Source organism: Streptomyces sp. NBC_01465, assembly GCF_036227325.1.
Taxonomy (GTDB): domain Bacteria; phylum Actinomycetota; class Actinomycetes; order Streptomycetales; family Streptomycetaceae; genus Streptomyces.
In genome coordinates this window covers 1,020,741-1,045,898 of the sequence record NZ_CP109467.1, presented here as the reverse complement: position 1 = coordinate 1,045,898, position 25,158 = coordinate 1,020,741, and the positions used below count along the sequence as shown (strand labels likewise).

The window sequence follows — 25,158 nt, the reverse complement described above, 5'->3', positions numbered from 1 at the left end:
AAGATCTGATGCTCCCGAAGTCCGGTGCTGTCACCGGGGGAGCGTCACTGACGAGGAGAGTACGGCGCGATGCCGAAGAACAAGTCGCACAGCGGTGCCAGCAAGCGCTTCAAGGTCACCGGTTCCGGCAAGATCCTGCGCGAGAAGGCCGGCAAGCGCCACCTGCTCGAGCACAAGTCTTCCAAGAAGACCCGCTCGCTGACCGGCACGGTCGTCGTGTCCCCGGCGGACGCCCCGAAGATCAAGAAGCTTCTCGGCAAGTGATTCACCGGCTCCGGGTGACCGGAGCCGTGGATCGACCGGGACCAATTCGTTTCCGGGCTGAGAGAGTTCTTCGTCTGAACCCCAGCCCCGCTGCAAGGAGTTAACAAGTGGCACGCGTCAAGCGGGCAGTCAACGCCCACAAGAAGCGCCGGGCAGTCCTCGAGGCCGCCAAGGGTTACCGCGGTCAGCGTTCGCGCCTGTACCGCAAGGCCAAGGAGCAGGTCACCCACTCCCTGGTCTACAACTACAACGACCGCAAGAAGCGCAAGGGCGACTTCCGCCGTCTCTGGATCCAGCGCATCAACGCCGCTGCCCGTGAGAACGGCATGACGTACAACCGCCTCATCCAGGGTCTGAACGCCGCCTCCATCGAGGTCGACCGCAAGATCCTCGCCGAGCTGGCCGTCAACGACCCGAACGCGTTCGCCGCGCTGGTCGAGGTCGCGCAGAAGGCCCTCCCGGCCGACGTCAACGCGCCGAAGGCCGCTGCCTGATCAGGCACGTACTTCCTCCAGTGGACCCGCAGGCGCATGCCGCCTGCGGGTCCACTGTGTTCCGCAGTCCCCCAGTTCGTTTTGTACGTACGTAAGGTGAGCCACCGATCATGGGCACCCCCGCCGAGCTGATCTCCCCGCGTTCCCCGCGCGTCGCCGCCGCCAAGCGCCTCGCACGGCGCAACTTCCGTACCAAGGAACGCCGGTTCATCGCCGAGGGCCCGCAGGCCGTACGGGAAGCGGCCGAGCACCGCGTCGACGGCGAGTCGACCCTGCTGGAGCTGTTCTCCACCGTCGAGGCCGCCGAGCGCTACGCCGACATCGTGGCCGCGGCCGAGGCCGCAGGGGCCCGGGTCCACCTCGCCACCGACGAGGTGCTCGCCGAGGTCTCACAGACCGTCACCCCCCAGGGCATCGTGGGCGTCTGCCGCTTCCTGGACACCCCGTTCGAGGACGTACTGAAGGCGCAGCCCAAGCTGGTGGCCGTACTCGCCCATGTCCGCGACCCCGGAAACGCCGGCACCGTACTGCGCTGCGCGGACGCCGCCGGAGCCGACGCGGTCGTGCTCACCGACGCGTCCGTCGACCTCTACAACCCCAAGTCCGTACGGGCCTCGGTCGGTTCGCTCTTCCACCTCCCGGTCGCCGTCGGCGTCCCCGTCGAGGATGCGGTCGCCGGACTGAAGGCGGCGGGCGTCCGCATCCTCGCCGCCGACGGTGCGGGCGAGGACGACCTCGACGCCGAACTCGACGCGGGCACCATGGGCGGCCCGAGCGCCTGGGTCTTCGGCAACGAGGCCTGGGGGCTCCCGGAGGAGACCCGCGCACTCGCCGACGCCGTGGTGCGCGTACCGATCCACGGCAAGGCCGAAAGCCTCAACCTCGCTACTGCGGCGGCCGTTTGCCTCTACGCCTCCGCCCGTGCGCAGCGCGCTTCCGGAGGGTGCCGCTCCGTCACCTCCAGCTAGTAGGGTGGCCAATTCGGGGGCCCACTGCGCTACATGGAGAGGTGGGGTACGGCCATGGTTGTCGCGTCACGCGGTACGTCGGCACAGCCACAGGGACACAGTTCTCTGTGGTGTGCGACCGACGGCCTTTCGGGCGCGGGGATAGACCCCGACGACCTGCCCGACGGACTGCTCGTCGCCGACGAGAGCGGCCGGGTGATCTGTTTCAACGCCGCGGCCGCCCGCATCACCGCCGTACCGCAGGCCACCGCGCTCGGCGCCCCGCTGGAGACCGCGCTGCCGCTGGAGGACCTCAAGGGCCGCCGCTGGTGGACCCTGACCGATCCGTACGGCGGACTCACCACCCGCAGGGGCCAGCCCGAGCTCAATCTGCTGCTGCCCGGCGGACGCGAGGTCCTGGTCTCCGCGCAGTACGTACGGGAGTACCCCACCGGGCCCGTCCGGCGCCTGGTCGTCTCGATCCGCGGCACCGAGGCCCGACGGCGCAGCGAGCGCAGCGACGCCGAGCTGATCGCCACCGTCGCCCATGAACTGCGCTCCCCACTGACCTCCGTCAAGGGCTTCACCGCGACGCTGCTCGCCAAGTGGGAGCGGTTCACCGACGACCAGAAGCGCCTGATGCTGGAGACCGTCGACGCCGACGCCAACCGCGTCACCCGGCTCATCGCCGAACTGCTCGACATCTCCCGCATCGACTCGGGCCGCCTGGAACTGCGCCGCCAGCCCGTGGACATCGGCGCCGCCGTCGGCCGCCACATCCAGGCGCATGTCGCGTCCGGGCAGGTCCCGGACCGCTTTCTCGTACGGATCAGGCAGCCGCTCCCCGACCTCTGGGCGGACCCGGACAAGATCGACCAGGTGCTCGGCAACCTGCTGGAAAATGCGGTGCGCCACGGCGAGGGAACCGTCACCATCGAGGTATCGACACTCCCCGCCAAGAACGACGAGAAAGGCACGGCAGTCACCGTGAGCGACGAAGGCCCCGGCATCCCCGAGGAGTCGATGGGCCGTGTCTTCACCCGTTTCTGGCGGGGGAGCAAGCGCGGCGGGACCGGGCTTGGCCTGTACATCGTCAAGGGCATCGTCGAGGCGCACGGCGGCACGATCACGGTCGGCCGCGGGCCCGGCGGCGGCGCCGAATTCCGATTTATTCTGCCCGTCGGCGCCCCGGCCTATCTGGCCTGAGCCGCCCTCGGGCTTCTTCGCCTCCCTGCGGCCTTTAGACTCGACCTTTGGCACCATTGCGCCCTCAGTCGTCGAGTGCGGCCGCGCCAGCCAGCCAATCGGAAGTACGGGAAGAGATGTCGGCACCGAACAAGTCGTACGACCCTGTCGAGGTCGAGGCACTGAAACCGGAAGAGATCGAGCGCATGCGGGACGAGGCGCTCGCCGCCTTCGCCGCCGCAGGCGACCTCGACGCGCTCGCCCAGGCGAAGACCGCGCACACCGGTGGCACCTCGCCGCTCGCCCTCGCCAACCGCGAGATCGGCGCCCTGCCCCCGCAGGCCAAGGCCGCCGCGGGCAAGATCGTGGGCATGGCCCGCGGCGCCGTGTCCAAGGCACTCGCCGTCCGTCAGGCGGAGCTGGAGGCCGAGCGCGACGAGCGCGTACTGGTCGAGGAGGCAGTGGACGTCACGCTGCCCTACGACCGTGTGCCCGCCGGCGCCCGCCACCCGCTGACCACGCTCTCGGAGCGCATCGAGGACATCTTCACGGCCATGGGCTACGAGGTGGCCGAGGGCCCCGAGGTCGAGGCCGAGTGGTTCAACTTCGACGCCCTCAACATCTCCCCGGACCACCCGGCCCGCGGTGAGCAGGACACGTTCTTCGTGGCCGGCGAGAGCGGCAAGTCGGACTCCGGCGTCGTGCTGCGTACGCACACCTCGCCCGTCCAGATCCGCTCCATGATCGACCGTGAGCCGCCGGTCTATGTGATCTGCCCGGGCCGCGTCTACCGCTCCGACGAGCTGGACGCCACCCACACCCCGGTCTTCATGCAGGTCGAGCTCCTCGCCATCGACGAGGGCCTGACCATGGCCGACCTCAAGGGCACCCTCGACCACATGGTCGTCTCGCTCTTCGGCGAGGGGATGAAGACCCGGCTGCGGCCGAACTACTTCCCCTTCACCGAGCCGTCCGCCGAGATGGACATGGTCTGCTACGTCTGCCGCGGCGAGTCCGTCGGCAACCCGGACCGCCCCTGCCGCACCTGCTCCTCCGAGGGCTGGATCGAGCTCGGCGGCTGCGGCATGGTCAACCCGAAGGTGCTCACCGCCGTCGGTGTCGACCCCCAGAAGTACAGCGGATTCGCCTTCGGGTTCGGCATCGAGAGGATGCTGATGTTCCGCCACAACGTCGAAGACATGCGAGACATGGTCGAGGGTGACATCCGGTTCACCCGGCCGTTCGGGATGGAGATCTGATGCGGGTCCCGCTTTCCTGGCTGCGGGAGTACGTCGATCTCCCCGCCACCGAGACCGGCCGCGACGTGCAGGCCAAGCTCGTCGACGCCGGCCTCGAGGTCGAGACCGTCGAGCAGGTCGGCGCAGGGCTCAAGGGCCCGCTCGTCGTCGGACAGGTCCTCACCATCGAGGAGCTGGAGGGCTTCAAGAAGCCCATCCGCTTCTGCACCGTCAACGTCGGCATGGCGAACGGCACCGGTGAGCCGCAGGAGATCGTCTGCGGCGCCCGTAACTTCGCCGTCGGCGACAAGGTCGTCGTGGTCCTGCCCGGCGCGGTCCTGCCCGGCGACTTCGCCATCGCCGCGCGCAAGACGTACGGCAAGACCTCGCACGGCATGATCTGCTCCGGCGACGAGCTGGGCATGGGAGACGACGGCAGCCACGGGATCATCGTGCTGCCGCCCGAGCACGAGGTCGGCACCGACGCGATCGAGCTCCTGGAGCTCGTCGACGAGGTCCTCGACATCGCGGTCACCGCCAACCGCGGCGACTGCCTGTCCATGCGCGGCGTCGCCCGCGAGACCGCCATCGCCTACGGCCTGCCGCTGCGCGACCCCGCGCTCCTGGACGTCCCGGCGCCCAATTCGTACGGCTACCTGGTCAAGGTCTCCGACCCGTCCGGCTGCGACCGCTTCACCGCGCGCACCGTCGTCGGCCTGGAGCCCGAGGCCCGCTCCCCGATCTGGCTGCAGCGCCGGCTGCAGAAGGCCGGGATGCGCCCGATCTCCCTCGCCGTCGACATCACCAACTACGTGATGCTCGAGCTCGGCCAGCCGCTGCACGCCTACGACCGCTCGCGCATCGACGGTCCCATCGGGGTGCGCCGTGCCGAGCAGGGCGAGAAGTTCACCACGCTCGACGGCGCCCAGCGCGTGCTCGACGGCGAGGACCTGGTCATCACCGACAACCGCGGGCCGATCGGCCTCGCGGGGGTCATGGGCGGCGCCAACACCGAGATCGCGGACGCCGTGATCACTGCATCTGATTCCTTTGGCTCGACCGGCACCGTACAGGGCACCACCGAGGTCGTCATCGAGGCCGCGCACTTCGATGCGCTCACCATCGCCCGCACCGCACGCCGCCACAAGCTCCCCTCCGAGGCGTCCAAGCGCTTCGAGCGGGGCGTCGACCCGCAGGCCGCCTCCGCGGCGGCCCAGCGGACCGTCGACCTGCTCGTGCTGCTCGCGGGCGGCACAGCCGAGGCCGGCGTCACCGAGATCATCGCGCCGTCCGCGCCGCGCACCGTGTCGATGAACGCCGACCACCCGGACAAGGTCGCGGGTGTCGAGTACGGCCGCGAGACCGTCGTCCGCCGCCTCCAGCAGGTCGGCTGCGACGTCTACGGCCAGGACGAGCTCGTCGTCACCGTTCCGTCGTGGCGCCCCGACCTCGCCGAGGTCAACGACCTCGCCGAGGAGGTCATCCGCCTGGAGGGGTACGCCAACCTCCCCTCGACCCTCCCGACGCCCCCGTCGGGCCGCGGACTGACCGAGCGCCAGCGGCTGCACCGCCGCGTCGGCCGGGTCCTCGCCGGAGCCGGTTACGTCGAGGCGCTGAACTACCCCTTCATCGGGGAGACGGTCCTCGACCAGCTCGGCTTCGACGCGGACGACGCCCGCCGCGTCACGGTCAAGCTCGTCAACCCCCTCTCCGACGAAGAGCCGTCGCTGCGCACCACGCTGCTGCCGGGCCTGCTCACCGCGCTGCGCCGCAACCACGGCCGCGGCTCGCACGATCTGGCGCTCTTCGAGACGGGTCTGGTCTTCCGGCCCACCGGCGACGAGCAGAAGTCGGTCCGCCTCCCGGTCGACCGCCGTCCCACCGACGAGGAGATCGCCGGGCTCAACGCCTCGCTGCCGCGTCAGCCGCGCCGCGCCGCCGTCGTCCTCTCGGGCGCCCGCGAGCAGGCCGGCTGGTGGGGCAAGGGCACCCCGGCGCTCTGGGCCGACGCCGTCGAGGCGGCCCGGACCGTCGCGGCCGAGGCGGGAGTCGAGCTGACCGTACGCAGCGACCAGCACACCCCGTGGCACCCCGGCCGCTGCGCCGCGCTCTACGCAACGGTCGCGGGCGAGGAGACGCTCGTCGGCCACGCCGGTGAGCTGCACCCGCGCGTCACCAAGGCGCTCGGCCTGCCCGAGCGCACCTGCGCCATGGAGCTGGAGCTCGACCTCGTCGAGCAGGCCTCCACGGGCGCACTGCAGGCGCCCCGGATCTCCACCTTCCCGGTGGCGACCCAGGACGTCGCACTGGTCGTCGACACGGCCGTCCCGGCCGCCGACGTCGAGACCGCCCTGCGCGAGGGCGCGGGTGAACTCCTCGAATCGCTCCGGCTGTTCGACGTGTACGAGAGCGAGCAGCTCGGCGAGGGCAAGAAGTCCCTGGCCTACGCCCTGCGCTTCCGTGCCGCCGACCGCACGCTGACCGTCGAGGAGGCCTCGGCCGCGCGCGACGCGGCCGTCGCCCTCGCGGCCGAGCGTACGGGGGCGGTGCTGCGCGGCGCATAGGCGCATCGCGGTCTCGTATTGCCTGGTGAGGGGCGCATCCGGATCTCCGGATGCGCCCCTCACTCGTTCGAGTGAGATGCGGAGGCGATTTACGCAAACAGGTGCGGACGGTGGACACAATCGTCCAGCCCGACCAGGACACGGAGGGGGCCCACGGCATGATCCGCAGCAGGCCGAGGCGAGCGGTGCTCGCCTTCGGACTCCCCATCCTCTGGCTTGTGCTCGTGACCACGTGGGAACTGACCTGCCCGATGGCCACCGACGACGCGCTGACCGTACGGATCGCGCTGTGCGCCGCCTTCCTCGTCGCCGTCGTCTCCCTCTGCGCGAGCGTCAGGCTCGGTCCCGTACGGGAGTTGAAGCAGGCGCGCGAGGTCGCCCACGCCACCCAGCAGGCGCTGCTGAGGCCGCTGCCGGCCCGGCTCGACGGGCTCGCCGTCGCCGCGGGACAGCTCTCGGCCAGCCCGGGGGCCACGGTCGGCGGTGATCTGTACGAGGCGCTCTCCACCGTGCACGGGGTGCGCATCGTCATCGGTGACGTACGCGGCCACGGACTGCCCGCGCTCGGGGCGGTGGCCGCCGTCCTCGGCAGCTTCCGCGAGGCCGCCCACGACGAGCCCGAACTCGCCGGTGTGATGCGGCGGTTGGAGCGGGCGCTGGAGCGTCATCTGCGGGAGCGGTCCCGGGACGAGCATCCGTCGGCGGGCGGCGCCGACCCGGAGAACCCCCTGGCCGAGGAGTTCGTGACCGTACTGCTCATCGAGATCGGTGCGGCGGGCGAACTGCTCGCGGTCAACTGCGGGCACCCGTGGCCCTACCGGCTCCGGGGGAGCGCGGGGCCACTCTCCGACGCCGACCCGCTGCCGCCGCTGGGTCCCTTTCCGCTGCCCGCCGCGATCCCGCTGCAGCGGTGCGGACGGCTGCTGCCCGGCGATGCGCTGGTGCTGCACACCGACGGGGCGGCCGACGCACGCGACTCCGGGGGCCGGTTCTTCCCGCTGGAGGAAGTCCTCGCGACGGCGGCGCTCAACTCGCCCGTCTCGCCCGCCGATGTGATCGACCGGGTGCACAGGTCGCTGCTGCGGCACACGGGCGGCCGGCTCTGTGACGATGTCGCACTGCTGGTCCTCCGTAACGACCGCAGCCGGGTCCCCGCGCAGCCCGGTGCCGTCCAGGCCGTCCGGGCCCGGCACTGAGGCGGTGGGGCGCCGTCCGCCCCGCCGCGGGAGTTGCCGGGCAGATCCGGCAGGACGGACGGCGCCGGGAGCCGGGCCGCCGCACTGTACGAGGGGGAGCCGGCGGCCCGGACGCCTCTGTGTGAGAGGCAGTTCAGTACATCGGGGCGAGGGGTGCGCGGGCAGAGTCCAAGGGGTCCTGATGCGGTCACTCCGATCACACCCCGTGTGAACCCGACTCCATTACGCTGTGCCCCACCGAGCCACCGGAGGGCCCTCATGCTGCCCAATACCCTGCTCGACGCCTTGCTCGACGAGGCGGGAATGTCCAACGCCGGTCTTGCGGTCCGGGTCAACCAGGCGGGCAAGGCGCGCGGACTCCAGCTGCGGTACGAACACACCGCCATCGCACGCTGGTTGAAGGGCCAGCGCCCGCGTGGCCAGGTGCCCGATCTGCTCTGTGAAGTCTTCGCCGCCCGGCTGCGCAGGCCCGTCACGCTGGACGACATCGGTCTGGGCGTCCCCGGCAGCCCGGCGCCCCAGCACGGCACGCCGCTCTCGGGGTTCGTGGAGCGGGCCGCCGCGCTGTGGCGCTCCGACGAGCAGCAGCGCCCGCACATACTCGGCGCGCCCGCCGTCACCGGTACGCCTGCCGTGCTGCCGGTGTGGGAGTGGGAGAACCCGCCCGAGGACGTGGACGTCTCCCGCAGCGGCCAGACCCGGGTGAGCCTCGCGGACACCGAGACGCTCCGGGCGGCCCGCGCGCACTACGAGCAGATGTACCGCAAGGCGGGCGGCATCGCGACGCGCGCCCGTATCGTCGGCTTCCTCAACACGGAGACCGCGCCGCTGCTGCGCGGCAGCTACACCGATGCCACCGGGCGCCAACTGCACCGCGCCACGGGCGGGTTGGTGGCCATCGCGGGGATCTGCGCGTACGACTCCAACGCCCAGGGCCTCGCCCAGCGCTACTTCCACCAGGCGCTGCGCCTGGCCAAGGCCAGCGGGGACCGCGGGCTCGGCGCGTACGTCGTGGCCCTGCTGGTCAACCAGACGCTGTTCATGAAGGAGTACCGGCAGGCCGTCGCCTTCGCGGAGGCCGCGCTGCGGGCCGCCGGCAAGGAGCTGACTCCGGCGCTGGCGACCGATCTCCATGCCATGCAGGCCAAGGCGTACGCGTATCTCGGTGACAGCAGCAACGCCCTGTCGTGCATCAGGCGTGCGGAGGCGGCTGCCGAGCGCATCAGCCCCCGTGCGGAGCCCGATGAGACGGGCTACGTCCAGCCGGGTCTGGTCAACGTACAGGTGGCGGAGGCGCTGCTCAGACTCGGCGACCTGCCGGCCGCGCGCGAACAGGCGGCCGCGGCGGCCGGCGCTCCCGCACATGACCGGGGGCGGGTCCACCGTCTGGCGATGCTCGCCCAGATCGAACTGCGGCAGGGAGAGGCTGACCGGGCCGTGCACACGGCTGTCGAAATGGCCGAGGCGGCCCGGGGGATGGAGTCGCAGCGGCTCCGGGACCGGCTGCGTGCGGTGCGGAATCATCTCGCCGCGAGCGGATTCGCACAGGCGGATGAAGCCGCTGCACTCATCGACGGGGCTTTGCGCGTTCCGCTGTGACCGTGCTCCTGCTGCGATGTTGCCATCTACTTGTCGGAAGGTGGCAGAAACGTGCAGTGGACGAACTTAAGCGAACAGACTGTGTACAAGAACCGCTGGTTCCGGGTGAACCTGGCGGACGTCGAACTCCCCGACGGCCGCCACCTCGACCACTTCGTCATACGGCTCCGCCCCGTCGCCGTGGCGACCGTCGTCAACGAGGCCAACGAGGTGCTGATGCTCTGGCGCCACCGCTTCATCACCAACAGCTGGGGCTGGGAGCTCGCGGCCGGAGTCGTCGAGGACGGTGAGGACATCGCGGTGGCCGCGGCCCGTGAGATGGAGGAGGAGACCGGCTGGAGGCCCGGCCCCCTCCACCATCTGCTCACCGTCGAGCCGTCCAACGGACTGACCGACGCCCGGCACCATCTCTACTGGTCGGAGCAGGGCACGTACATCGGTCATCCCGAGGACGACTTCGAGTCCTCGCGCCGCGAATGGGTCCCGCTCAAGCTGGTCCCGGACATGATCGCCCGAGGCGAGGTGCCGGCCGCCAACATGGCCGCCGGGCTGCTGATGCTTCACCATCTGCGGCTCGGCTGACCCGGTCCGCTAATGCCCGAGGGCCTGCCACACCGCCACTGTCAGCGCGCCGACGGCAGTCAGTGCGGCGACCGCGGGCAGCGGCCAGCGGGTGTGCTCCAGGGTGGTGATGCGCGCGGTCAGATCGGTGAGGTCCTTGTCGATCTGACCGTCGCGCTGGGTGAGCAGGGCAAGGCGTCCGTCGATCTGGGCAAGCCCGACGTCCAGGTTGCGGTGCAGTTCGGCGAACTCTTCGACGACCAAGGGAAGGTCGGCATCGGATGACACGGTTCCGCTCCTTTTCTCCTTGAGGAGGGCCGTAACCGAGTCAACTCGCCTTGTCCGTACAGGGACAGGCAGTGCGCGGGGCATATGCGAGCACGCCCCGCACACTCCGTGCGAATCAGGAGTACGGGTAGAAGCCAGAGCCGGTCTTGCGGCCGAGCCGACCCGCGTCCACCATGCGCTGCAACAGCGGGGGAGCCGCGTACAGCGGCTCCTTGAACTCGGCATACATGGAATCCGCGACCGAGGCCACGGTGTCCAGACCGATCAGGTCCGCGAGCTTCAGCGGGCCCATCGGGTGGGCGCAGCCCATCTCCATGCCGTTGTCGATGTCCTCGCGGCTGGCGATGCCCGACTCGAACATCCGGATCGCGGAGAGCAGATACGGAATGAGCAGCGCGTTGACCACGAAGCCCGAACGGTCCTGCGCGCGGATCGCGTGCTTGCCCAGCACGTTCTCCACCAGCGTCTGCGAGCGCTTGACCGTCTCCTCGGAGGTGGTCAGCGCCGGGATCAGCTCGACGAGCTGCTGGACCGGGGCCGGGTTGAAGAAGTGGATGCCCATGACCTGGTCGGGACGGGAGGTCGCGACGGCCAGCTTCACCAGCGGGATGGAGGAGGTGTTGGAGGCGAGGATCGCGTCCGGGCGGGTCATCACCTGGTCGAGGACCTGGAAGATCTCGGTCTTGACCTGCTCGTTCTCCACGACGGCCTCGATGACGAGGTCGCGGTCGGCGAACTCCCCGAGGTCGGTGGTGAAGCTCAGGCGCGCCAGGGTCGCGTCACGCTCCTCCTCGGTGATCTTGCCGCGCTCGGCGGCCTTCGAGAGGGAGTTGTGCAGCCGGGTGCGGCCGATCTCCAGGGCCTCGCCGGTGGTCTCGGCGACCATCACCTCGAGGCCGCTGCGGGCGCACACCTCCGCGATGCCCGCGCCCATCTGGCCACAGCCCACCACTCCGACGCGAGTGATGTCCGTAAGCGAGTCCGTCACATCCAGCCTTTCGCAGATCTCTCCGGACGAGTCCCCCGATAGTGCTTCCGGCGCCCGTCCCGGCCCTTGACGTTACTCCTGACCTGCGGGTGAATGGCGTGCCGGGTTAACAATCGCTTACTGAGCAAGGGGCGACGCATGAGGTCTGTGAGCCGAAGAGCACTGGTGACGGGCGCGACAGCGGTGGTGTCGGGCCTTGTCCTGCCCGGCGAGGCGGTCGCCCGGCCGCCGCGCCCGCACCGGGAGCTGCGCGGAATGTGGATCGCGACCGTCGCCAACCGGGACTGGCCCTCCGTGGCGGGGCTCACAGCGGCGCAGCAGCGCGCGGAGCTCATCGCGTACCTCGACGCGGCGGCGGGGCGGAAGCTCAACGCCGTGATGTTCCAGGTCAGGCCGACCGCCGACGCGCTGTGGCCCTCGCCGTACGAGCCGTGGGCCGAGTATCTCACCGGAGTGCAGGGGCAGGACCCGGGCTGGGATCCGCTGGGCACTGCGGTGAAGGAGGCCCATCGCCGGGGGCTCGAGCTGCACGCCTGGTTCAACCCGTACCGCGTCGCCAACCACACCGACCCCTCCCGGCTGGCGCCCACGCACCCCGCGCGCCTCCACCCGGAGTGGATCCTTCCGTACGGCGGGAAGCTCTACTACAACCCCGGTCTGCCCGAGGTCCGGCGCTTCGTGCAGGACGCGATGCTCGATGCCGTACGCCGCTATGACATCGATGCCGTCCACTGGGACGACTACTTCTACCCGTACCCGGTGGCCGGGCAGACCTTCGCCGACGACGACGCGTACGCGCGCTACGGCGCGGGCTTCCCCGACAAGGCGGCCTGGCGGCGCGACAACACGGACCGCCTGGTGCGCGGGATGGCGGCCGGCATCAAGCGGATCAAGCCCCGGGTCCGCTTCGGGATCAGCCCCTTCGGGGTGTGGCGCAACGCGGCCACCGACCCGCTCGGCTCGGCGACGACGGCCGGCGTGCAGACGTACGACAACCTCCACGCGGACACCCGTAAATGGGTCAAGGAGGGATGGATCGACTACATCTGCCCGCAGGTCTACTGGAACATCGGCTTCGCCGCGGCGGACTATGCGGCCCTCGTGCCCTGGTGGGACGACGTCGTACGCGGCACCGGCGTCGACCTCTACATCGGCGAGGCCCTCTACAAGGCGGGCGACCCGGCCCAGCCCGCGCCCTGGCAGGACCCGGCCGAACTCTCCCGCCATCTGACCTTCGCCGACGGGTACCGACAGGTGCGCGGCCATGTCTTCTTCTCCGGCAAGGAGGTCGCCACGGACCCGACCGGGTCGATGGCCAGGGTCGTGGCCGACCACTACCGGACGCGCGTACGCCCCTGAGCTACTGAGGGCGCCGGGGCTGGACCACCGAGTCCGGCCCCGGTGACATGAGCGCCTCGTGGCCGTCCTCGAACCGGACGCGGTACGGGGGCAGGCCGTCGGTCCCCAGTACTTCGACGATCTCCGCGACCCGGTCCTGCTGTCCTACGGTCCTGCCATGCACCAGCAGATGGTCGCCCACGCTTGCTTGCATGGCGTCAAGTCTACGGCGGGCAGCGGGAGTTGCAGCCCGCTGCGTCACCGCGATGCAGACCAGTACGGCCCCTGCGGCGACCGGCGCCGCGGGGGAGAGGTGCTCGCCGAGCAGGGTGACCGACCAGACGAGGGTGAGCAGCGGCTGGGCGAGCTGGAGCTGGCTCGCCTTCGCCACGCCGATCTCCGCCATGCCGCGGTACCAGACCACCAGACCGAGGAACTGCGACCCGACGGCGACCCAGGCCAGACCCGCGACGCTGTGCGCGGTGAGGTGGACCGGCTCGACGGCCAGGGCGAGCACCGCGGCCACCACGGTGAGCGGCAGACAGAGCACCAGCGCCCAGCCGATCACCTGCCAGCCGGGCATCTCGCGGGCCAGGCGCCCGCCTTCGGTGTACCCGGCCGCGCACACCAGGAGCGCCGCGAAGAGGAAGGTGTCCCCGGCGGAGAGCGCGCCTCCCGACTGCTGCACGGTGAACGCGATCACCACGGCGGCTCCGGCGAGGGTGGCCGCCCAGAAGGTGCGCGAGGGCCGCGCCCCGGTCCGCAGCGCCGACATCGCGGCCGTCGTCAGCGGCAACAGGCCCACCACGACGGCCGCATGGGACGTGGTCGAGGTCTGCAGTGCGAGCGTGGTCAGCAGCGGGAAGCCGACGACCACCCCGAGCGCCACCACCGCGAGCCCGGCCCAGTGGCGGCGGGGCGGCAGCGGGATCCGGCAGACGAGCAGCGCGGCTCCGGCGACGAGGGCGGCGAGGACGCACCGTACGGCCACCAGCGACCAGGTGCCGAAGCCTTCGAGGCCCCAAGCCGTCGCGGGGAAGGTCAGCGAGAAGGCGACGACCCCCAGGGCGGCCTGGGCGGTTCCACTGCCAACTGCTATCGCACCGGGGTGAGTAGCGCTATTCTGTGCTGTCATGCATGAGCGTAGCAGTGTGGCTGATCTGGTGAAATCCCTTAAGGGAGAGCTCGATCGCTACCCGGAGCATGGAAAGCTGCCGTCGAGCCGGGCGATGGTGGAGCGCTACCGGGTCAGCCCGGTGACCGTCTCGCGCGCCCTCGCCCAGCTGGCCGCCGAGGGCCTGGTCGTGACCCGCCCCGGCGCCGGAGCCTTCCGCGCCGAGCCCCGCACCCGGCCGCCCGAGCCCGGCGACACCTCCTGGCAGGAGATTGCGCTCGGCGTGGAGGGCGCCACCGGTGCGGCACCGCGCGCGGTCGACGCCTCGGGCGTACTGGTCTGCCTCGCGGCCCCCGCCGCCGGCGTCATCGAGTTCAACAGCGGCTATCTGCACGCCTCCCTGCAGCCCGAACAGGCCATGGCCGCCGCCCTCGCCCGGGCCGGCCGCCGGCCCGGCGCCTGGGGACGGCCGCCCACCGACGGACTCCCCGAGCTGCGCGAGTGGTTCGCGCGCGGCACCGGCGGCATGATCACCGCCGCCGAGGTGCTGATCACGGCGGGCGGCCAGAGCGCGCTCACCACCGCGGTGCGCGCCGTCGCCCCGCCCGGCGCCCCCGTCCTCGTCGAATCCCCGACCTACCCCGGACTGCTGGCCATCGTCCGCGCGGCCGGACTGCGCCCCGTGCCCGTCCCCGTGGACCGTGACGGCGTACGCACCGAACTCCTCGCCGCCGCCTTCAAGGCCACCGGCGCCCGCGCCTTCATCTGCCAGCCGCTCTTCCAGAACCCCACCGGAGCCGTCCTCTCCGCCGAGCGCCGCCCCGAAGTCCTGCGCATCGCCCGCGAGGCCGGGGCCTTCGTCATCGAGGACGACTACGTACGCCGCCTCGCCCACGAGGACGCGGGCCCGCTGCCCCGTCCGCTCGCCACCGACGACCACGACGGCACCGTCATCCATGTCTGCTCGCTCACCAAGGCCACCTCGCCCAGCCTGCGCATCGGCGCCCTGGCCGCGCGCGGACCCGTACTGGAGCGGATGCGCGCCATCCAGATCGTCGACAGCTTCTTCGTCCCGCGCCCCCTCCAGGAGGCCACCCTCGAACTCGTCGGCTCACCCGCCTGGAACCGCCATCTGCGGCAGGTGTCCGCCGAGTTGAAGATGCGCCGTGACACCCTCACCACCGCCCTCGCCCTCCATCTCCCCGAACTCGCCCTGCCGCACATCCCCTCCGGCGGCTACCACCTCTGGCTCCGCCTCCCCGACGGCACCGACGAGAGCGCCCTCGGCTCGGCCGCCCTGCGCGCGGGCGTCGCGGTCACCCCCGGCCGCCCGTACTTCTCCGCCGAGCCGCCCGCACCGCATCTGCGGCTCTGCTACGCGGGGGTGTCGGGCCCCGCCGAGATCACGGAGGGGGTGCGCAGGCTCCGTACCGCCTGCGACGAGGTGCTCGGATAGCCTCACGAGATGAACGACACGACCTTCGGCGCGTACGAGATATCCGCGGACCCGGCCCGGCTGGACGCGGTCCGCATCCACCACTGGCTCTCCACCGACGCCTACTGGGCGATGGGCCGCAGCCGCAAGAAGCAGGACCTCGCCATCGCCGGATCGCTCAACTTCGGTGCGTACGACGCCACTTCGGGCGAGCAGGTCGCCTACGCCCGCGTCATCACCGACGGCGCCACCTTCGCCTGGCTCTGCGACGTGTACGTCGACCGCCAGGCCCGCGGCACAGGCCTCGGCACCGCCCTGGTGACCGCCGTACGCGACCACCTGGAGCCCAGCGGTCTGCGGCGCATCCTGCTCGCGACCGCGGACGCCCACGGGGTGTACGAGAAGGTCGGCTTCACGGTCCTGGAGAGCCCGGAGAAGTGGATGGCGCTCGGCGCGCAGTGACTCAAGGGGCGGGCCGTGCGAACTCCGTGACGAGCAGCAGATCCTTGGCCGGCCCGCGCACCCGCCACACCATCCGCCAGCTGTCGGGCCCGAGCACCTCGAACTCGCCCCGGTAGAGGTCGGCCGAGCACGGATGGTCGGCGGTGTGGCGCCCCGTCCGCAGATCCAGAGCGTGGAAGAACCGCCCGTCGGAGAAGTGGACCTCCACGGTCCCGGCTGCCTCCCCGGGCAGGAACCGCAGCGTCCGCTCCGCCGGCCGCGCCACACCCTGCCAGGTGAACACACCGGACTCGTGGTGCAGCAGCCCGCCGCCGTCCAGCGGCCCGAACTCCGTACGCCCCGTGAACCGCCCCTCCGCGCCACCAGCCAGATCACGGACCGTGCGCTCCACGCTCCAGGTCCCCGCCAGATAGGCCAGGGTGTCGGGCACGGGGTGCGGCATGGCGGCGGATCTCCTCGGGGCGGGGTCACACGAGCCTACTGGTGCCTCTTGACCACCAGGGCTTTCGGCCGGACGATCACGGCCATGGACACACGGGTCACGCTGGTCGCCGCCGCGCGCAGTTCCTCCCGCCTCGCCGAGCGGTTCGACGACGACCGGCCGCTCGACCAGACCGGCTGGCACGAGATCCAGCTCGTCGCGCACACCCTCGTCCCCCTCGGCGCGGCCGAGCTGCGCTACTGCTCACCGACCGCCCGCTCCCGCGCCACCGGCGAGGCGCTCGGCTACGCCCCGCTCGTCCAGCCCGCGCTCAGCGACTGCGACATGGGCCGCTGGCGCGGTTACACCCTGTCCGAGGTGACGGCCCGCGAACCGGGCGCCGTCGACGCCTGGCTCGCCGACCCGCGCTCGGCCCCGCACGGCGGCGAGTCACTGCTCGCCTTCATCTCGCGGATAGGCCGCTGGCTGGACACCCGGCCCGCTGATGCCGCCGGCAGCATCGTGGCGGTGGCCGAACCGGCCGTCGTACGGGCGGCTCTGGTGTACGCGCTGAAGGCGCCCCCGTCCGCGTACTGGAACGTGGACGTCCGCCCGCTCTCGACGGTCACGGTCAGCGGCCGGGCGGGCCGCTGGAGCCTGCGGCTGGAGGCCGGGGTCTGATGCGGATCACCAAGTACACCCACTCCTGTGTCCGCCTGGAGCTCGACGGAGGGGGCACGCTGGTCATCGACCCCGGCATCTGGAGCGAGCCCAGGGCCCTCACCGGCGCCGATGCCGTCCTGGTGACCCATGAGCACGGCGACCACGTCGACGCGCTGCGGCTGAAAGGTCTCGGCGTGCCCGTGTACGCACCCGAAGGGGCCCGGATCCCCGGCCTCGACTTCCGGTGCGTCCGCGCCGGTGAGGAGTTCACCGCGGCCGGATTCAGGGTGAGCGCCCACGGCGGGCGGCATGCGCGCATCTACGGCGACCTCCCGGACTGCGCCAACCTCGCCTACCTCGTCGAGGACAGCCTCTACCACCCCGGTGACTCGCTGCACCGCCCCGACCGTCCGGTGGAGACCCTCCTCGTCCCGCTGCAGGCGTCCTGGCTGAAGACGGACGAGGCCATCGACTTCGTACGTGACGTCGCTCCGCAGCGGGCGTACGGAATCCATGACGCGCAGATCAACGAGCGGGGGCTGAGCAGCATCAACGGCTGGCTCACCGACGAGTGCGGCGACCGCTACCACTGGCTGCCGCCGGGCGCGTCCGCATAGAGGCTGCTTGACCTTGACACGGTGACAAGGTTTTCAGTGATCGCCGAGGAGGTGGTCACGATGACGACCACGACAGCGCTTCAGGCGTTGGAGGACAGCAGTGCGTCCGTGCGGCTGCGGGCCGCTCTCGAAGTCGGTACGACGCCGGACCCGAGCTTCGTCGAGCCGCTCATGGAGCGATGCGCGGTGGAGCCCGAGTTCTTCGTGCGCGACATGCTGACCTGGGCGCTCACCCGCCACCCGGCGGCGTCGACGCTGCCCGCACTGCTCCGCGCACTCCGCTCGGAGCGTGCGCAGGCGCGGAGCCAGGCGCTGCACACCCTGTCCAAGATCGGGGACGGGCGGGCCTGGCCGGCCCTCACCCGGACGCTGCTGACGGACGCCGACGACGAGGTGGCGCGCAGCGCCTGGCGGGCCGCGGTCCTGCTCGTACCGGAGGGCGAGGAGACCGCGCTGGCCGCAGCGCTGGTGACTCAACTCGGGCGCGGTGGACGGGAGACGCAGCTGAGTCTCAGCCGGGCGTTGGTCGCGCTCGGCGAAGCGACGGTGCCGGCGCTACGAGCAGCAACGGCGGCCCCCGACCCACGCACGCGGGTGCACGCGGTCGCCACGGAGCGGCTGCTGCGCGACCCGGACACCGGGTTCGAGTTCGCGATCGAGGAGGCGAAGCGCGTCGTCGCTCTCGGCGGCTCCGGTCAGGAGGGACGATAGAGGCGTGCTGATCGGTGAGGTGGCGCGACGGTCCGGGGTCAGTGCCCGCATGCTCCGGCACTACGAGTCGCTCGGTCTGGTGCGGCCCTCGGGCCGTACCGGCTCCGGGTATCGGGAGTACTCCGCGGAGGACATCCGGCGGATCTTCCATGTCGAGAGCCTGCGGTCGCTGGGTCTTTCGCTGCGTGAAATCGGGCGCGCGCTCGACGACGACGGCTTCGTGCCCTCGGAGCTCATCGGCGACCTCGTCCTGCGGACACGCGAACGCATCGCGGCCGAGACCGAGTTGCTCACGCGGCTGAGCCGCATCGACGCAGCGGACCCCAGCGACTGGGAGGACGTCCTCCAGGTCGTCGCGCTCCTCCAGGCGCTGGGCTCCAAGAGCGCGGACACGCGCCAGCGCGCGGCGCTCTCCTCGGACGACGCGGTGCCGGTGGAGGCACTGGTCGAGGCAGCCCTGAGGGAGACGGACCCGGTCGTCGCCGGGACCCTGCGCTGGGCGCTGGCCCGCTCGGGCGACGGCGGTCCGGCCCTTCTGGTGAAGGCCCTGGGCTCACCGACGGCCGCCGTACGGGAACGTGCGGTCCGCTCCCTCGCCGAACTGCCGGGGGACGAGGCCGCCGCATACCTCCGTGACGCTCTCGCGCACCCCGACGACGCGGTCCGCGGGTGTGCGGCGCTGGCGCTCGGGGCACGAGGGGAGTCCGAGGCGGTTCCGACGCTCATGGACATGATCGTGGAGGGCCGCAACGACACCGATGCCGCTGATGCGCTCAGCGTGCTGGCGGGCGACACCGCGACGGCGGACCGGATCGCGGCCGGCCTCGTCGAGCGCCTCGCCGACGACTCCGCCGATCCGCGCGCACGCGGGCGACTGACCCAGGCGCTGGGGGGTGTCCAGGGGACGACCGCCTCGGCTGCCCTGGTGGAACTGGAGCAGGACGGGGACCGCGCGGTCGCGCTGACGGCGACGTACCTGCGCAGGCTGCGCGCCTGATCGGCGATCATTTTCTTTGCATAAAACTGCGTCGCTGCGTATAGTCATGCCATCAACGAGGAGGGTTCGATGGCGGTACGAGCAGCAGTGGCAGGGGCGAGCGGGTACGCGGGCGGGGAAGTCCTGCGTCTGCTCCTCGCGCACCCCGGCATCGAGATCGGCGCCCTCACCGGCAACTCCAACGCCGGACAGAAGCTCGGCTCGCTGCAGCCGCACCTGCACCCGCTCGCCGGACGCACCCTGGAGCCGACCACCCCCGAGGTGCTCGCCGGCCATGACGTCGTCTTCCTCGCGCTGCCCCACGGCCAGTCCGCCGCCGTCGCCGAACAGCTCGGCGACGATGTGCTCGTCGTCGACATGGGCGCCGACTTCCGGCTGAAGGACGCGGCCGACTGGGAGACGTTCTACGGCTCCCCGCACGCCGGCACCTGGCCCTACGGCCTCCCCGAACTCCCGGGCGGGCGGGCGGCGTTGGCGGGCAGCAAGCGCATCGCCGTGCCCGGCTGCTACCCGACCGCCGTCTCCCTCGCGCTCTTCCCCGCGTACGAGGCCGGGCTCGCCGAGCCCGAAGCGGTGATCGTCGCGGCCTCGGGCAGCTCCGGCGCGGGCAAGGCGGCGAAACCGCATCTGCTCGGCTCCGAGGTCATGGGCTCCATGTCCCCGTACGGCGTCGGCGGTGGCCACCGCCACACCCCCGAGATGATCCAGAACCTCTCCGCCGCGGCGGACGAGCGCGTCTCCGTCTCCTTCACCCCGACGCTCGCCCCGATGTCCCGCGGCATCCTCGCCACGTGCTCGGCGAAGGCGAAGCCCGGGGTGACCGCCGAGACCGTACGGGCGGCGTACGAGAAGGCCCTGGCCGACGAGCCGTTCGTATACCTCCTCCCCGAGGGGCAGTGGCCCGCCACCGCTTCCGTGTACGGCTCCAACGCCGTGCAGATCCAGGTCGCGTACGACGAGGCCGCAGGCCGCATCATCGCGATCAGCGGCATCGACAACCTCACCAAGGGCACTGCCGGCGGCGCGATCCAGAGCATGAACATCGCCCTCGGACTTCCCGAGGACACCGGACTTTCCACGATCGGAGTAGCACCGTGAGCGTCACGGCAGCACAGGGATTCACGGCGGCGGGCATCGCCGCCGGAATCAAGGAGAGCGGCAGCCCCGACCTGGCCCTCGTGGTCAACAACGGTCCGCGCCGCGCCGCTGCGGGCGTCTTCACCTCCAACCGTGTGAAGGCCGCCCCCGTCCTCTGGTCGGAGCAGGTCCTCAAGGGCGGAGAGGTCACCGCCGTCGTCCTCAACTCCGGTGGCGCCAACGCCTGTACGGGACCGAAGGGCTTCCAGGACACGCACGCCACGGCGGAGAAGGTGGCCGAGTCGCTCAACACCGCCGGGTATGACGAGACGGGCGGTCACAGCTCTGGAATGGTCGCGGTTGCCTCCACCGGACTGATCGGCGTCCTGCTGCCGATGGACAAGTTGCTGCCCGGGGTCGACAAGGCGGTCGCGCAGCTGAACGCGCACGGCGGCGAGAAGGCCGCCATCGCCATCAAGACCACCGACACCGTCCACAAGACGTCGGTCGCCACCGGCAACGGCTGGACCGTCGGCGGCATGGCCAAGGGCGCGGGCATGCTCGCCCCCGGCCTCGCCACCATGCTGGTCGTCCTCACCACCGACGCCGACCTGGACAGCGCCACGCTCGACAAGGCGCTGCGCGACGCCACCCGCCAGACCTTCGACCGGGTCGACTCCGACGGCTGCATGTCCACCAACGACACCGTGCTGCTGCTCGCCTCCGGAGCCTCCGAAGTCGCCCCGGACTACCAGGAGTTCGCGGAGGCCGTACGTACCGTCTGCGACGACCTCGCCCGCCAGCTGATCGGCGACGCGGAGGGGGCCAGCAAGGACATCCGTATCGAGGTGATCAACGCCGCGAGCGAGGACGACGCCGTCGAGGTGGGCCGGTCCATCGCCCGCAACAACCTCCTCAAGTGCGCCATCCACGGCGAGGACCCCAACTGGGGCCGCGTGCTCTCCGCGATCGGCACCACCTCCGCCGCCTTCGAGCCCGACGAGCTGAACGTCGCCATCAACGGCGTCTGGGTCTGCAGAGACGGTTCCGTCGGCGACGACCGGGACCTGGTCGACATGCGCTACCGCGAGGTGAAGATCACCGCCGACCTGGCCGCAGGCTCCGAGTCGGCCGTGATCTGGGCCAACGACCTGACCGCGGACTACGTCCACGAGAACAGCGCGTACAGCTCATGAGCACACGACGGCACACCGCACTGCCCAAGGCGCAGATCCTCGTCGAGGCGCTGCCCTGGCTGACCCGTCACCAGGGCAAGACCGTCGTCATCAAGTTCGGCGGAAACGCCATGATCGACGAGGAGTTGAAGGCCGCCTTCGCGCAGGACATCGTCTTCCTGCACCACGCGGGCCTCAAGCCCGTCGTCGTGCACGGCGGCGGCCCGCAGATCAGCAAGGCCCTCGACCGGCACGGCATCGTCAGCGAGTTCAAGGCGGGCCTGCGCGTCACCACCGAGGACGCCATGGACGTCGTACGGATGGTGCTCGCCGGCGGGGTCCAGCGGGAACTCGTAGGCCTGCTCAACCGGCACGGCCCGCTCGCCGTCGGCCTCACCGGCGAGGACGCGCACACCATCACCGCCACCAAGCACCAGCCCCGTATCGAGGGCGAGTTGGTCGACATCGGCCGCGTCGGCGAGATCACCGAGATCAACACCGGTGCCATCGAAGCCCTGCTCGCCGACGGCCGTATCCCGGTCGTCTCCTCGATCGCCCGCTCCCAGGACGACCACCATGTCTACAACGTCAATGCTGATACGGCGGCTGCGGCACTCGCTGCTGCGCTGGACGCCGAGACCCTGATGGTCCTCACGGACGTCGAGGGACTCTACGAGGACTGGCCGAACAGCGACGAGGTGATCAGCCGTCTCACCGCCACCGAGCTGGAGAAGCTCCTGCCCGACCTGGCCAGCGGGATGGTCCCCAAGATGGAGGGCTGTCTGCACGCGGTGCGCAACGGCGTCAACACCGCCCGCGTGATCGACGGCCGCGTCCAGCACTCGATCCTGCTGGAGATCTTCACCGACGAAGGAATCGGCACGATGGTCGTGCCCGACGCGCAGACACAGGGGGAGTCATGAGCAACCAGGAACTGTCGCAGCGCTGGCAGGGCGCGCTGATGGACAACTACGGAACCCCGAAGCTCTCCCTCGTACGCGGCGAGGGCGCGAAGCTCTGGGACGCCGACGGCAAGCAGTACACCGACTTCGTCGGCGGCATCGCGGTCAACGCGCTCGGCCACGCCCACCCGGCGGTCGTCGCCGCGGTCACCCACCAGATCTCGCAGCTCGGCCACGTCTCCAACCTCTTCATCGCCGAGCCGCCCGTGGCGCTCGCCGAACGGCTCCTGCAGATCTTCGGACGCCAGGGCCGGGTCTACTTCTGCAACTCGGGCGCCGAGGCCAACGAAGCCGCCTTCAAGATCGGCAGGCTCACCGGCCGCACCCACATGGTCGCCACCGAGGGCGGCTTCCACGGCCGCACCATGGGAGCCCTCGCGCTGACCGGCCAGCCCGGCAAGCAGACCGGTTTCAAGCCACTCCCCGGCGATGTGACCCATGTGCCGTTCGGCGACGTGGAGGCGCTGCGCGCCGCCGTCACCGAGAACACCGCCTTCGTGATCATCGAGCCCATCCAGGGCGAGATCGGCGTGGCCGTCCCGCCCAAGGGCTATCTGCGGGCCGCCCGTGAGATCACCCGCGCCACCGGCACCCTCCTGGTCCTCGACGAGGTCCAGACGGGCGTCGGCAGGACCGGCACCTGGTTCGAGTACCAGGCGCACGAAGGCGTCGACCCCGACGTCGTCACCCTCGCCAAGGGCCTGGGCGGCGGGCTGCCGCTCGGCGCGACCATCGCCTTCGGCGATGCGGCCGAGCTGCTCCACCCCGGCCAGCACGGCACCACCTTCGGCGGGAATCCGGTGGCCTGCGCCGCCGGCCTGGCCGTGCTCGACACGATCGAGGGCGACGGAATCCTCGACCAGGTGAAGCGGACCAGTGAGAAGCTGCGCGACGGAATCGAGACTCTGGGCCACCCGCTGATCGCCCACGTCCGTGGTGCGGGCCTGCTGCTGGGTATCGTGCTCACCGAGCCCCTCGCATCCCAGGTGCAGCAGGCGGCTCTGGACGCAGGCTTCCTGGTGAACGCGCCCGCCCCCGATGTCGTACGGCTGATGCCGCCGCTGAACATCGGCGACGACGAGGTGGACGCGTTCCTCCGGGCACTGCCCGGCGTTCTCGACGCGGCCAACGGGGAAGAGCGATCTTGAGAATGAGGCGACGACGACGATGACCGAGGCGCAGGAGACCGAGCACAACGGCCCGTCCGTGCCCCAGACCCGCACGGCCCGCCACCGCCGGATCGTGGACATCCTCAACCGGCAGCCGGTCCGCTCCCAGAGCCAGCTCGCCAAGCTGCTCGCGGACGACGGGCTGAGCGTCACCCAGGCGACGCTCTCCCGCGACCTCGACGAGCTGGGCGCGGTCAAGATCCGCAACACGGGCGGCGAGCTGATCTACGCGGTGCCCAGCGAGGGCGGATACCGCACCCCGCAGGCGCCGCTCGGCGAGTCGGCGAAGGAGGAACGGATGCGCCGCCTCTCCTCGGAACTCCTGATCTCCGCCGAGGCCTCGGCCAATCTCGTCGTCCTGCGTACGCCGCCGGGCGCGGCCCAGTTCCTCGCCTCGGCGATCGACCAGGCCGAACTGCACGACATCCTCGGCACCATCGCCGGCGACGACACCCTGATGCTGATCAGCCGCGACCCGAGCGGCGGCCAGGCGCTCGCGGACCATCTGCTGCGCCTGGCCCAGAACGACCGCTAGGACCTACGCGAGACTCCCCGCCAGTCCGGGGTCGACGGCGTGCCGCAGCGGCACGCCGTCGACCAGGCGGCGGAGCTCGTCCAGGACCAGCTCGCCCATGCGTGCCCGCTCCCGCCCCATGGCCCCGGCCAGATGGGGCGTCAGGACGACGTTGGACAGCGTGAACCAGGGCGAGTTCGGGTCCGGCGGTTCGGGGTGCGTCACGTCGAGTACGGCGGTGAGGTCGGGGCGGCGGCGCAGGACACCGATCGCCGCCTCCTCGTCCACGAGCCCGCCGCGCGCGGTGTTGATCAGCGTCGCACCCTCCTTCAGCGCGGACAGCAGCTTCTCCCCGACCAGGCCTTCGGTCTCCGGCAGCAGAGGCGCGTGCAGGCTGACCACGTCGCACATCGCGAACAGCTCGTCCGTACCGACGAGTCGGAGCCCCAGGGCCTTCGCCGTGACGGCGTCCGTCATCGGGTCCGACGCCAGGACCTCGACGTCGAAACGGCGCAGATGCGACGCCACGAGCCGCCCGATGCTGCCGAGCCCCAACAGGCCGACCAGGGAGCCGTATCCGCCCGGGACCTGCGGATCGGCGGGGAAGCTCCGGTGCTCCCGGGCGTCGCGGCTGATGCGGTGGACCTGCTTCAGCCCGAGCAGGATCTGGCCCAGGGTGTACTCCGCGACCGGCACCGCGTTGGCCGCCGCGGCGGAGACGATGGGTATCTTCCTGGCCCAGAACTCCGGTGTGGTCAGCGGCCGTACGGAACCGCCCGCCACCAGCACCGCCCGCAGATCCGGTGCGTGCCCGAGCAGCCGCGCGTCGAGGCGCGGAGCGCCCCACCCGCTGAGCAGGACGTCCACGCCGGCCAACACCCCTGGATCCTTGGCCAGTTGAGTGCGCGTCAGGGGCGGCCCCTGCCACCGGGCGACACGCCCGATCTCCTCCAGCAGGGCGGCGGGATACACGTCGGCCCTGCGCTCCTCCTCCATCACGAGCAGTGCGGTCAGTGATGTTCGGTCAGTCGACATGGTCGGGACGATACGTCGGACCTGTTGAGGGCGTGGGGAGTTCGGTGAGAGCGGCGTACCGGACTTAGTCCCCAGATTTTACAAAGTCATCGGACTATTGACCCTCGTTTAACGCAGACGTTACCGTCCCCGGCAAGCGCTTTC

Annotated in this window: 26 protein-coding genes; 21 read left to right on the top strand and 5 right to left on the bottom strand. The window is 71.0% G+C overall.

What is annotated here, in order from left to right:
* Positions 1–69 precede the first annotated feature (69 nt).
* From rpmI to OG707_RS04645, 9 genes are all read left to right on the top strand, one after another.
* On the top strand, positions 70–264 hold the full coding sequence (gene rpmI, locus OG707_RS04685) for a 50S ribosomal protein L35 (protein WP_329114632.1): 195 nt from the start codon (positions 70–72) through the stop codon (positions 262–264).
* 107 nt (positions 265–371) lie between these two features.
* On the top strand, positions 372–758 hold the full coding sequence (rplT, locus tag OG707_RS04680) for a 50S ribosomal protein L20 (RefSeq protein WP_329114630.1): 387 nt from the start codon (positions 372–374) through the stop codon (positions 756–758).
* Positions 759–868: 110 nt separating this feature from the next.
* The gene (locus OG707_RS04675) at positions 869–1,726 is read left to right on the top strand and encodes a TrmH family RNA methyltransferase (protein ID WP_329114628.1); all 858 of its coding nucleotides are present in this window, start codon (positions 869–871) and stop codon (positions 1,724–1,726) included.
* Positions 1,727–1,780: 54 nt separating this feature from the next.
* On the top strand, positions 1,781–2,911 hold the full coding sequence (locus OG707_RS04670) for a sensor histidine kinase (protein ID WP_329114626.1): 1,131 nt from the start codon (positions 1,781–1,783) through the stop codon (positions 2,909–2,911).
* A 116-nt stretch (positions 2,912–3,027) separates the two neighbouring features.
* Positions 3,028–4,149, top strand: coding sequence for a phenylalanine--tRNA ligase subunit alpha (gene pheS / locus OG707_RS04665; RefSeq protein WP_329114624.1), 1,122 nt, complete (start codon positions 3,028–3,030; stop codon positions 4,147–4,149).
* Complete coding sequence (pheT, locus tag OG707_RS04660; protein ID WP_329114622.1) at positions 4,149–6,692, top strand: phenylalanine--tRNA ligase subunit beta; 2,544 nt, start codon at positions 4,149–4,151, stop codon at positions 6,690–6,692. The genes pheS and pheT overlap by 1 nt, the downstream gene beginning before the upstream one ends.
* Positions 6,693–6,850: 158 nt before the next feature.
* Positions 6,851–7,888: a PP2C family protein-serine/threonine phosphatase gene (locus OG707_RS04655; RefSeq protein WP_443071471.1), complete on the top strand. Its 1,038-nt coding sequence runs from the start codon at positions 6,851–6,853 to the stop codon at positions 7,886–7,888.
* Between the two features lie 258 nt (positions 7,889–8,146).
* On the top strand, positions 8,147–9,487 hold the full coding sequence (locus tag OG707_RS04650; RefSeq protein ID WP_329114618.1) for a transcriptional regulator: 1,341 nt from the start codon (positions 8,147–8,149) through the stop codon (positions 9,485–9,487).
* Between the two features lie 51 nt (positions 9,488–9,538).
* Complete coding sequence (locus OG707_RS04645) at positions 9,539–10,069, top strand: NUDIX hydrolase (protein WP_329114616.1); 531 nt, start codon at positions 9,539–9,541, stop codon at positions 10,067–10,069.
* 9 nt (positions 10,070–10,078) lie between these two features.
* Here OG707_RS04645 and OG707_RS04640 read toward each other — a convergent pair whose 3' ends face one another.
* The gene (locus OG707_RS04640) at positions 10,079–10,336 is read right to left on the bottom strand and encodes a hypothetical protein (RefSeq protein WP_329114614.1); all 258 of its coding nucleotides are present in this window, start codon (positions 10,334–10,336) and stop codon (positions 10,079–10,081) included.
* Between the two features lie 115 nt (positions 10,337–10,451).
* A complete protein-coding gene (locus tag OG707_RS04635) occupies positions 10,452–11,324 on the bottom strand; it encodes a 3-hydroxybutyryl-CoA dehydrogenase (protein ID WP_329114612.1) in 873 nt (290 codons plus the stop codon).
* A gap of 138 nt (positions 11,325–11,462) precedes the next feature.
* On the opposite strand from OG707_RS04635, the gene OG707_RS04630 reads away from it, so the two are divergent.
* Positions 11,463–12,683: a glycoside hydrolase family 10 protein gene (locus tag OG707_RS04630; RefSeq protein ID WP_329114610.1), complete on the top strand. Its 1,221-nt coding sequence runs from the start codon at positions 11,463–11,465 to the stop codon at positions 12,681–12,683.
* Between the two features lies 1 nt (position 12,684).
* On the opposite strand, the gene OG707_RS04620 is transcribed toward OG707_RS04630, so the two are convergent.
* Positions 12,685–13,797 (bottom strand): DUF1918 domain-containing protein, encoded by a 1,113-nt coding sequence (locus tag OG707_RS04620; protein WP_443071262.1) that lies wholly within the window; start codon positions 13,795–13,797, stop codon positions 12,685–12,687.
* On the opposite strand from OG707_RS04620, the gene OG707_RS04615 reads away from it, so the two are divergent.
* Together OG707_RS04615 and OG707_RS04610 are read left to right on the top strand one after the other, a co-directional pair.
* Positions 13,796–15,232, top strand: coding sequence for an aminotransferase-like domain-containing protein (locus OG707_RS04615; protein WP_329114608.1), 1,437 nt, complete (start codon positions 13,796–13,798; stop codon positions 15,230–15,232). The two genes, OG707_RS04620 and OG707_RS04615, sit on opposite strands and share 2 nt — an antisense overlap.
* A gap of 9 nt (positions 15,233–15,241) precedes the next feature.
* Positions 15,242–15,673 (top strand): GNAT family N-acetyltransferase, encoded by a 432-nt coding sequence (locus tag OG707_RS04610; RefSeq protein ID WP_329114606.1) that lies wholly within the window; start codon positions 15,242–15,244, stop codon positions 15,671–15,673.
* A gap of 1 nt (position 15,674) precedes the next feature.
* On the opposite strand, the gene OG707_RS04605 is transcribed toward OG707_RS04610, so the two are convergent.
* Positions 15,675–16,115, bottom strand: a complete 441-nt coding sequence (locus tag OG707_RS04605; protein ID WP_329114604.1) for a DUF6314 family protein — start codon at positions 16,113–16,115, stop codon at positions 15,675–15,677.
* An 84-nt stretch (positions 16,116–16,199) separates the two neighbouring features.
* On the opposite strand from OG707_RS04605, the gene OG707_RS04600 reads away from it, so the two are divergent.
* The 9 genes from OG707_RS04600 (at position 16,200) to OG707_RS04560 (ending at position 24,000) form a co-directional block, all read left to right on the top strand.
* Positions 16,200–16,775, top strand: a complete 576-nt coding sequence (locus OG707_RS04600) for a histidine phosphatase family protein (protein ID WP_329114602.1) — start codon at positions 16,200–16,202, stop codon at positions 16,773–16,775.
* A complete protein-coding gene (locus tag OG707_RS04595) occupies positions 16,775–17,374 on the top strand; it encodes an MBL fold metallo-hydrolase (protein ID WP_329114600.1) in 600 nt (199 codons plus the stop codon). Before OG707_RS04600 ends, OG707_RS04595 begins: the two co-directional genes overlap by 1 nt.
* Before the next feature lie 60 nt (positions 17,375–17,434).
* Positions 17,435–18,085 carry a HEAT repeat domain-containing protein gene (locus OG707_RS04590; protein WP_329114598.1) on the top strand — a complete coding sequence of 217 codons (651 nt, stop codon included), beginning with the start codon at positions 17,435–17,437 and terminating at the stop codon, positions 18,083–18,085.
* Positions 18,086–18,089: 4 nt separating this feature from the next.
* Positions 18,090–19,082, top strand: a complete 993-nt coding sequence (locus OG707_RS04585) for a HEAT repeat domain-containing protein (protein WP_329114596.1) — start codon at positions 18,090–18,092, stop codon at positions 19,080–19,082.
* 69 nt (positions 19,083–19,151) lie between these two features.
* The gene (gene argC, locus OG707_RS04580) at positions 19,152–20,180 is read left to right on the top strand and encodes an N-acetyl-gamma-glutamyl-phosphate reductase (RefSeq protein WP_329114594.1); all 1,029 of its coding nucleotides are present in this window, start codon (positions 19,152–19,154) and stop codon (positions 20,178–20,180) included.
* Positions 20,177–21,355, top strand: a complete 1,179-nt coding sequence (argJ, locus tag OG707_RS04575; RefSeq protein ID WP_329114592.1) for a bifunctional glutamate N-acetyltransferase/amino-acid acetyltransferase ArgJ — start codon at positions 20,177–20,179, stop codon at positions 21,353–21,355. The genes argC and argJ overlap by 4 nt, the downstream gene beginning before the upstream one ends.
* Positions 21,352–22,257, top strand: a complete 906-nt coding sequence (argB, locus tag OG707_RS04570; protein WP_329114590.1) for an acetylglutamate kinase — start codon at positions 21,352–21,354, stop codon at positions 22,255–22,257. Before argJ ends, argB begins: the two co-directional genes overlap by 4 nt.
* On the top strand, positions 22,254–23,444 hold the full coding sequence (locus tag OG707_RS04565) for an acetylornithine transaminase (protein WP_329114589.1): 1,191 nt from the start codon (positions 22,254–22,256) through the stop codon (positions 23,442–23,444). Before argB ends, OG707_RS04565 begins: the two co-directional genes overlap by 4 nt.
* Positions 23,445–23,463: 19 nt before the next feature.
* Positions 23,464–24,000: an arginine repressor gene (locus OG707_RS04560; protein WP_329114587.1), complete on the top strand. Its 537-nt coding sequence runs from the start codon at positions 23,464–23,466 to the stop codon at positions 23,998–24,000.
* 3 nt (positions 24,001–24,003) lie between these two features.
* Here the strand turns inward: OG707_RS04560 and OG707_RS04555 are convergent, their stop codons facing one another.
* Positions 24,004–25,014, bottom strand: coding sequence for a hydroxyacid dehydrogenase (locus OG707_RS04555; protein ID WP_329114585.1), 1,011 nt, complete (start codon positions 25,012–25,014; stop codon positions 24,004–24,006).
* Between the last annotated feature and the right edge of the window lie 144 nt (positions 25,015–25,158).

Excerpts from the sequence above, each read along its gene's own strand:
- rpmI (WP_329114632.1), top strand. The coding sequence starts at position 70 with ATGCCGAAGAACAAGTCGCACAGCGGTGCCAGCAAGCGCTTCAAGGTC.
- OG707_RS04675 (WP_329114628.1), top strand. The coding sequence starts at position 869 with ATGGGCACCCCCGCCGAGCTGATCTCCCCGCGTTCCCCGCGCGTCGCC.
- OG707_RS04670 (WP_329114626.1), top strand. The coding sequence starts at position 1,781 with ATGGTTGTCGCGTCACGCGGTACGTCGGCACAGCCACAGGGACACAGT.
- pheS (WP_329114624.1), top strand. The coding sequence starts at position 3,028 with ATGTCGGCACCGAACAAGTCGTACGACCCTGTCGAGGTCGAGGCACTG.
- pheT (WP_329114622.1), top strand. The coding sequence starts at position 4,149 with ATGCGGGTCCCGCTTTCCTGGCTGCGGGAGTACGTCGATCTCCCCGCC.
- OG707_RS04655 (WP_443071471.1), top strand. The coding sequence starts at position 6,851 with ATGATCCGCAGCAGGCCGAGGCGAGCGGTGCTCGCCTTCGGACTCCCC.
- OG707_RS04650 (WP_329114618.1), top strand. The coding sequence starts at position 8,147 with ATGCTGCCCAATACCCTGCTCGACGCCTTGCTCGACGAGGCGGGAATG.
- OG707_RS04630 (WP_329114610.1), top strand. The coding sequence starts at position 11,463 with ATGAGGTCTGTGAGCCGAAGAGCACTGGTGACGGGCGCGACAGCGGTG.
- OG707_RS04615 (WP_329114608.1), top strand. The coding sequence starts at position 13,796 with ATGCATGAGCGTAGCAGTGTGGCTGATCTGGTGAAATCCCTTAAGGGA.
- OG707_RS04620 (WP_443071262.1), bottom strand. The coding sequence starts at position 13,797 with ATGACAGCACAGAATAGCGCTACTCACCCCGGTGCGATAGCAGTTGGC.
- OG707_RS04610 (WP_329114606.1), top strand. The coding sequence starts at position 15,242 with ATGAACGACACGACCTTCGGCGCGTACGAGATATCCGCGGACCCGGCC.
- OG707_RS04605 (WP_329114604.1), bottom strand. The coding sequence starts at position 16,115 with ATGCCGCACCCCGTGCCCGACACCCTGGCCTATCTGGCGGGGACCTGG.
- OG707_RS04600 (WP_329114602.1), top strand. The coding sequence starts at position 16,200 with ATGGACACACGGGTCACGCTGGTCGCCGCCGCGCGCAGTTCCTCCCGC.
- OG707_RS04595 (WP_329114600.1), top strand. The coding sequence starts at position 16,775 with ATGCGGATCACCAAGTACACCCACTCCTGTGTCCGCCTGGAGCTCGAC.
- OG707_RS04590 (WP_329114598.1), top strand. The coding sequence starts at position 17,435 with ATGACGACCACGACAGCGCTTCAGGCGTTGGAGGACAGCAGTGCGTCC.
- argC (WP_329114594.1), top strand. The coding sequence starts at position 19,152 with ATGGCGGTACGAGCAGCAGTGGCAGGGGCGAGCGGGTACGCGGGCGGG.
- argB (WP_329114590.1), top strand. The coding sequence starts at position 21,352 with ATGAGCACACGACGGCACACCGCACTGCCCAAGGCGCAGATCCTCGTC.
- OG707_RS04565 (WP_329114589.1), top strand. The coding sequence starts at position 22,254 with ATGAGCAACCAGGAACTGTCGCAGCGCTGGCAGGGCGCGCTGATGGAC.
- OG707_RS04560 (WP_329114587.1), top strand. The coding sequence starts at position 23,464 with ATGACCGAGGCGCAGGAGACCGAGCACAACGGCCCGTCCGTGCCCCAG.
- OG707_RS04555 (WP_329114585.1), bottom strand. The coding sequence starts at position 25,014 with ATGTCGACTGACCGAACATCACTGACCGCACTGCTCGTGATGGAGGAG.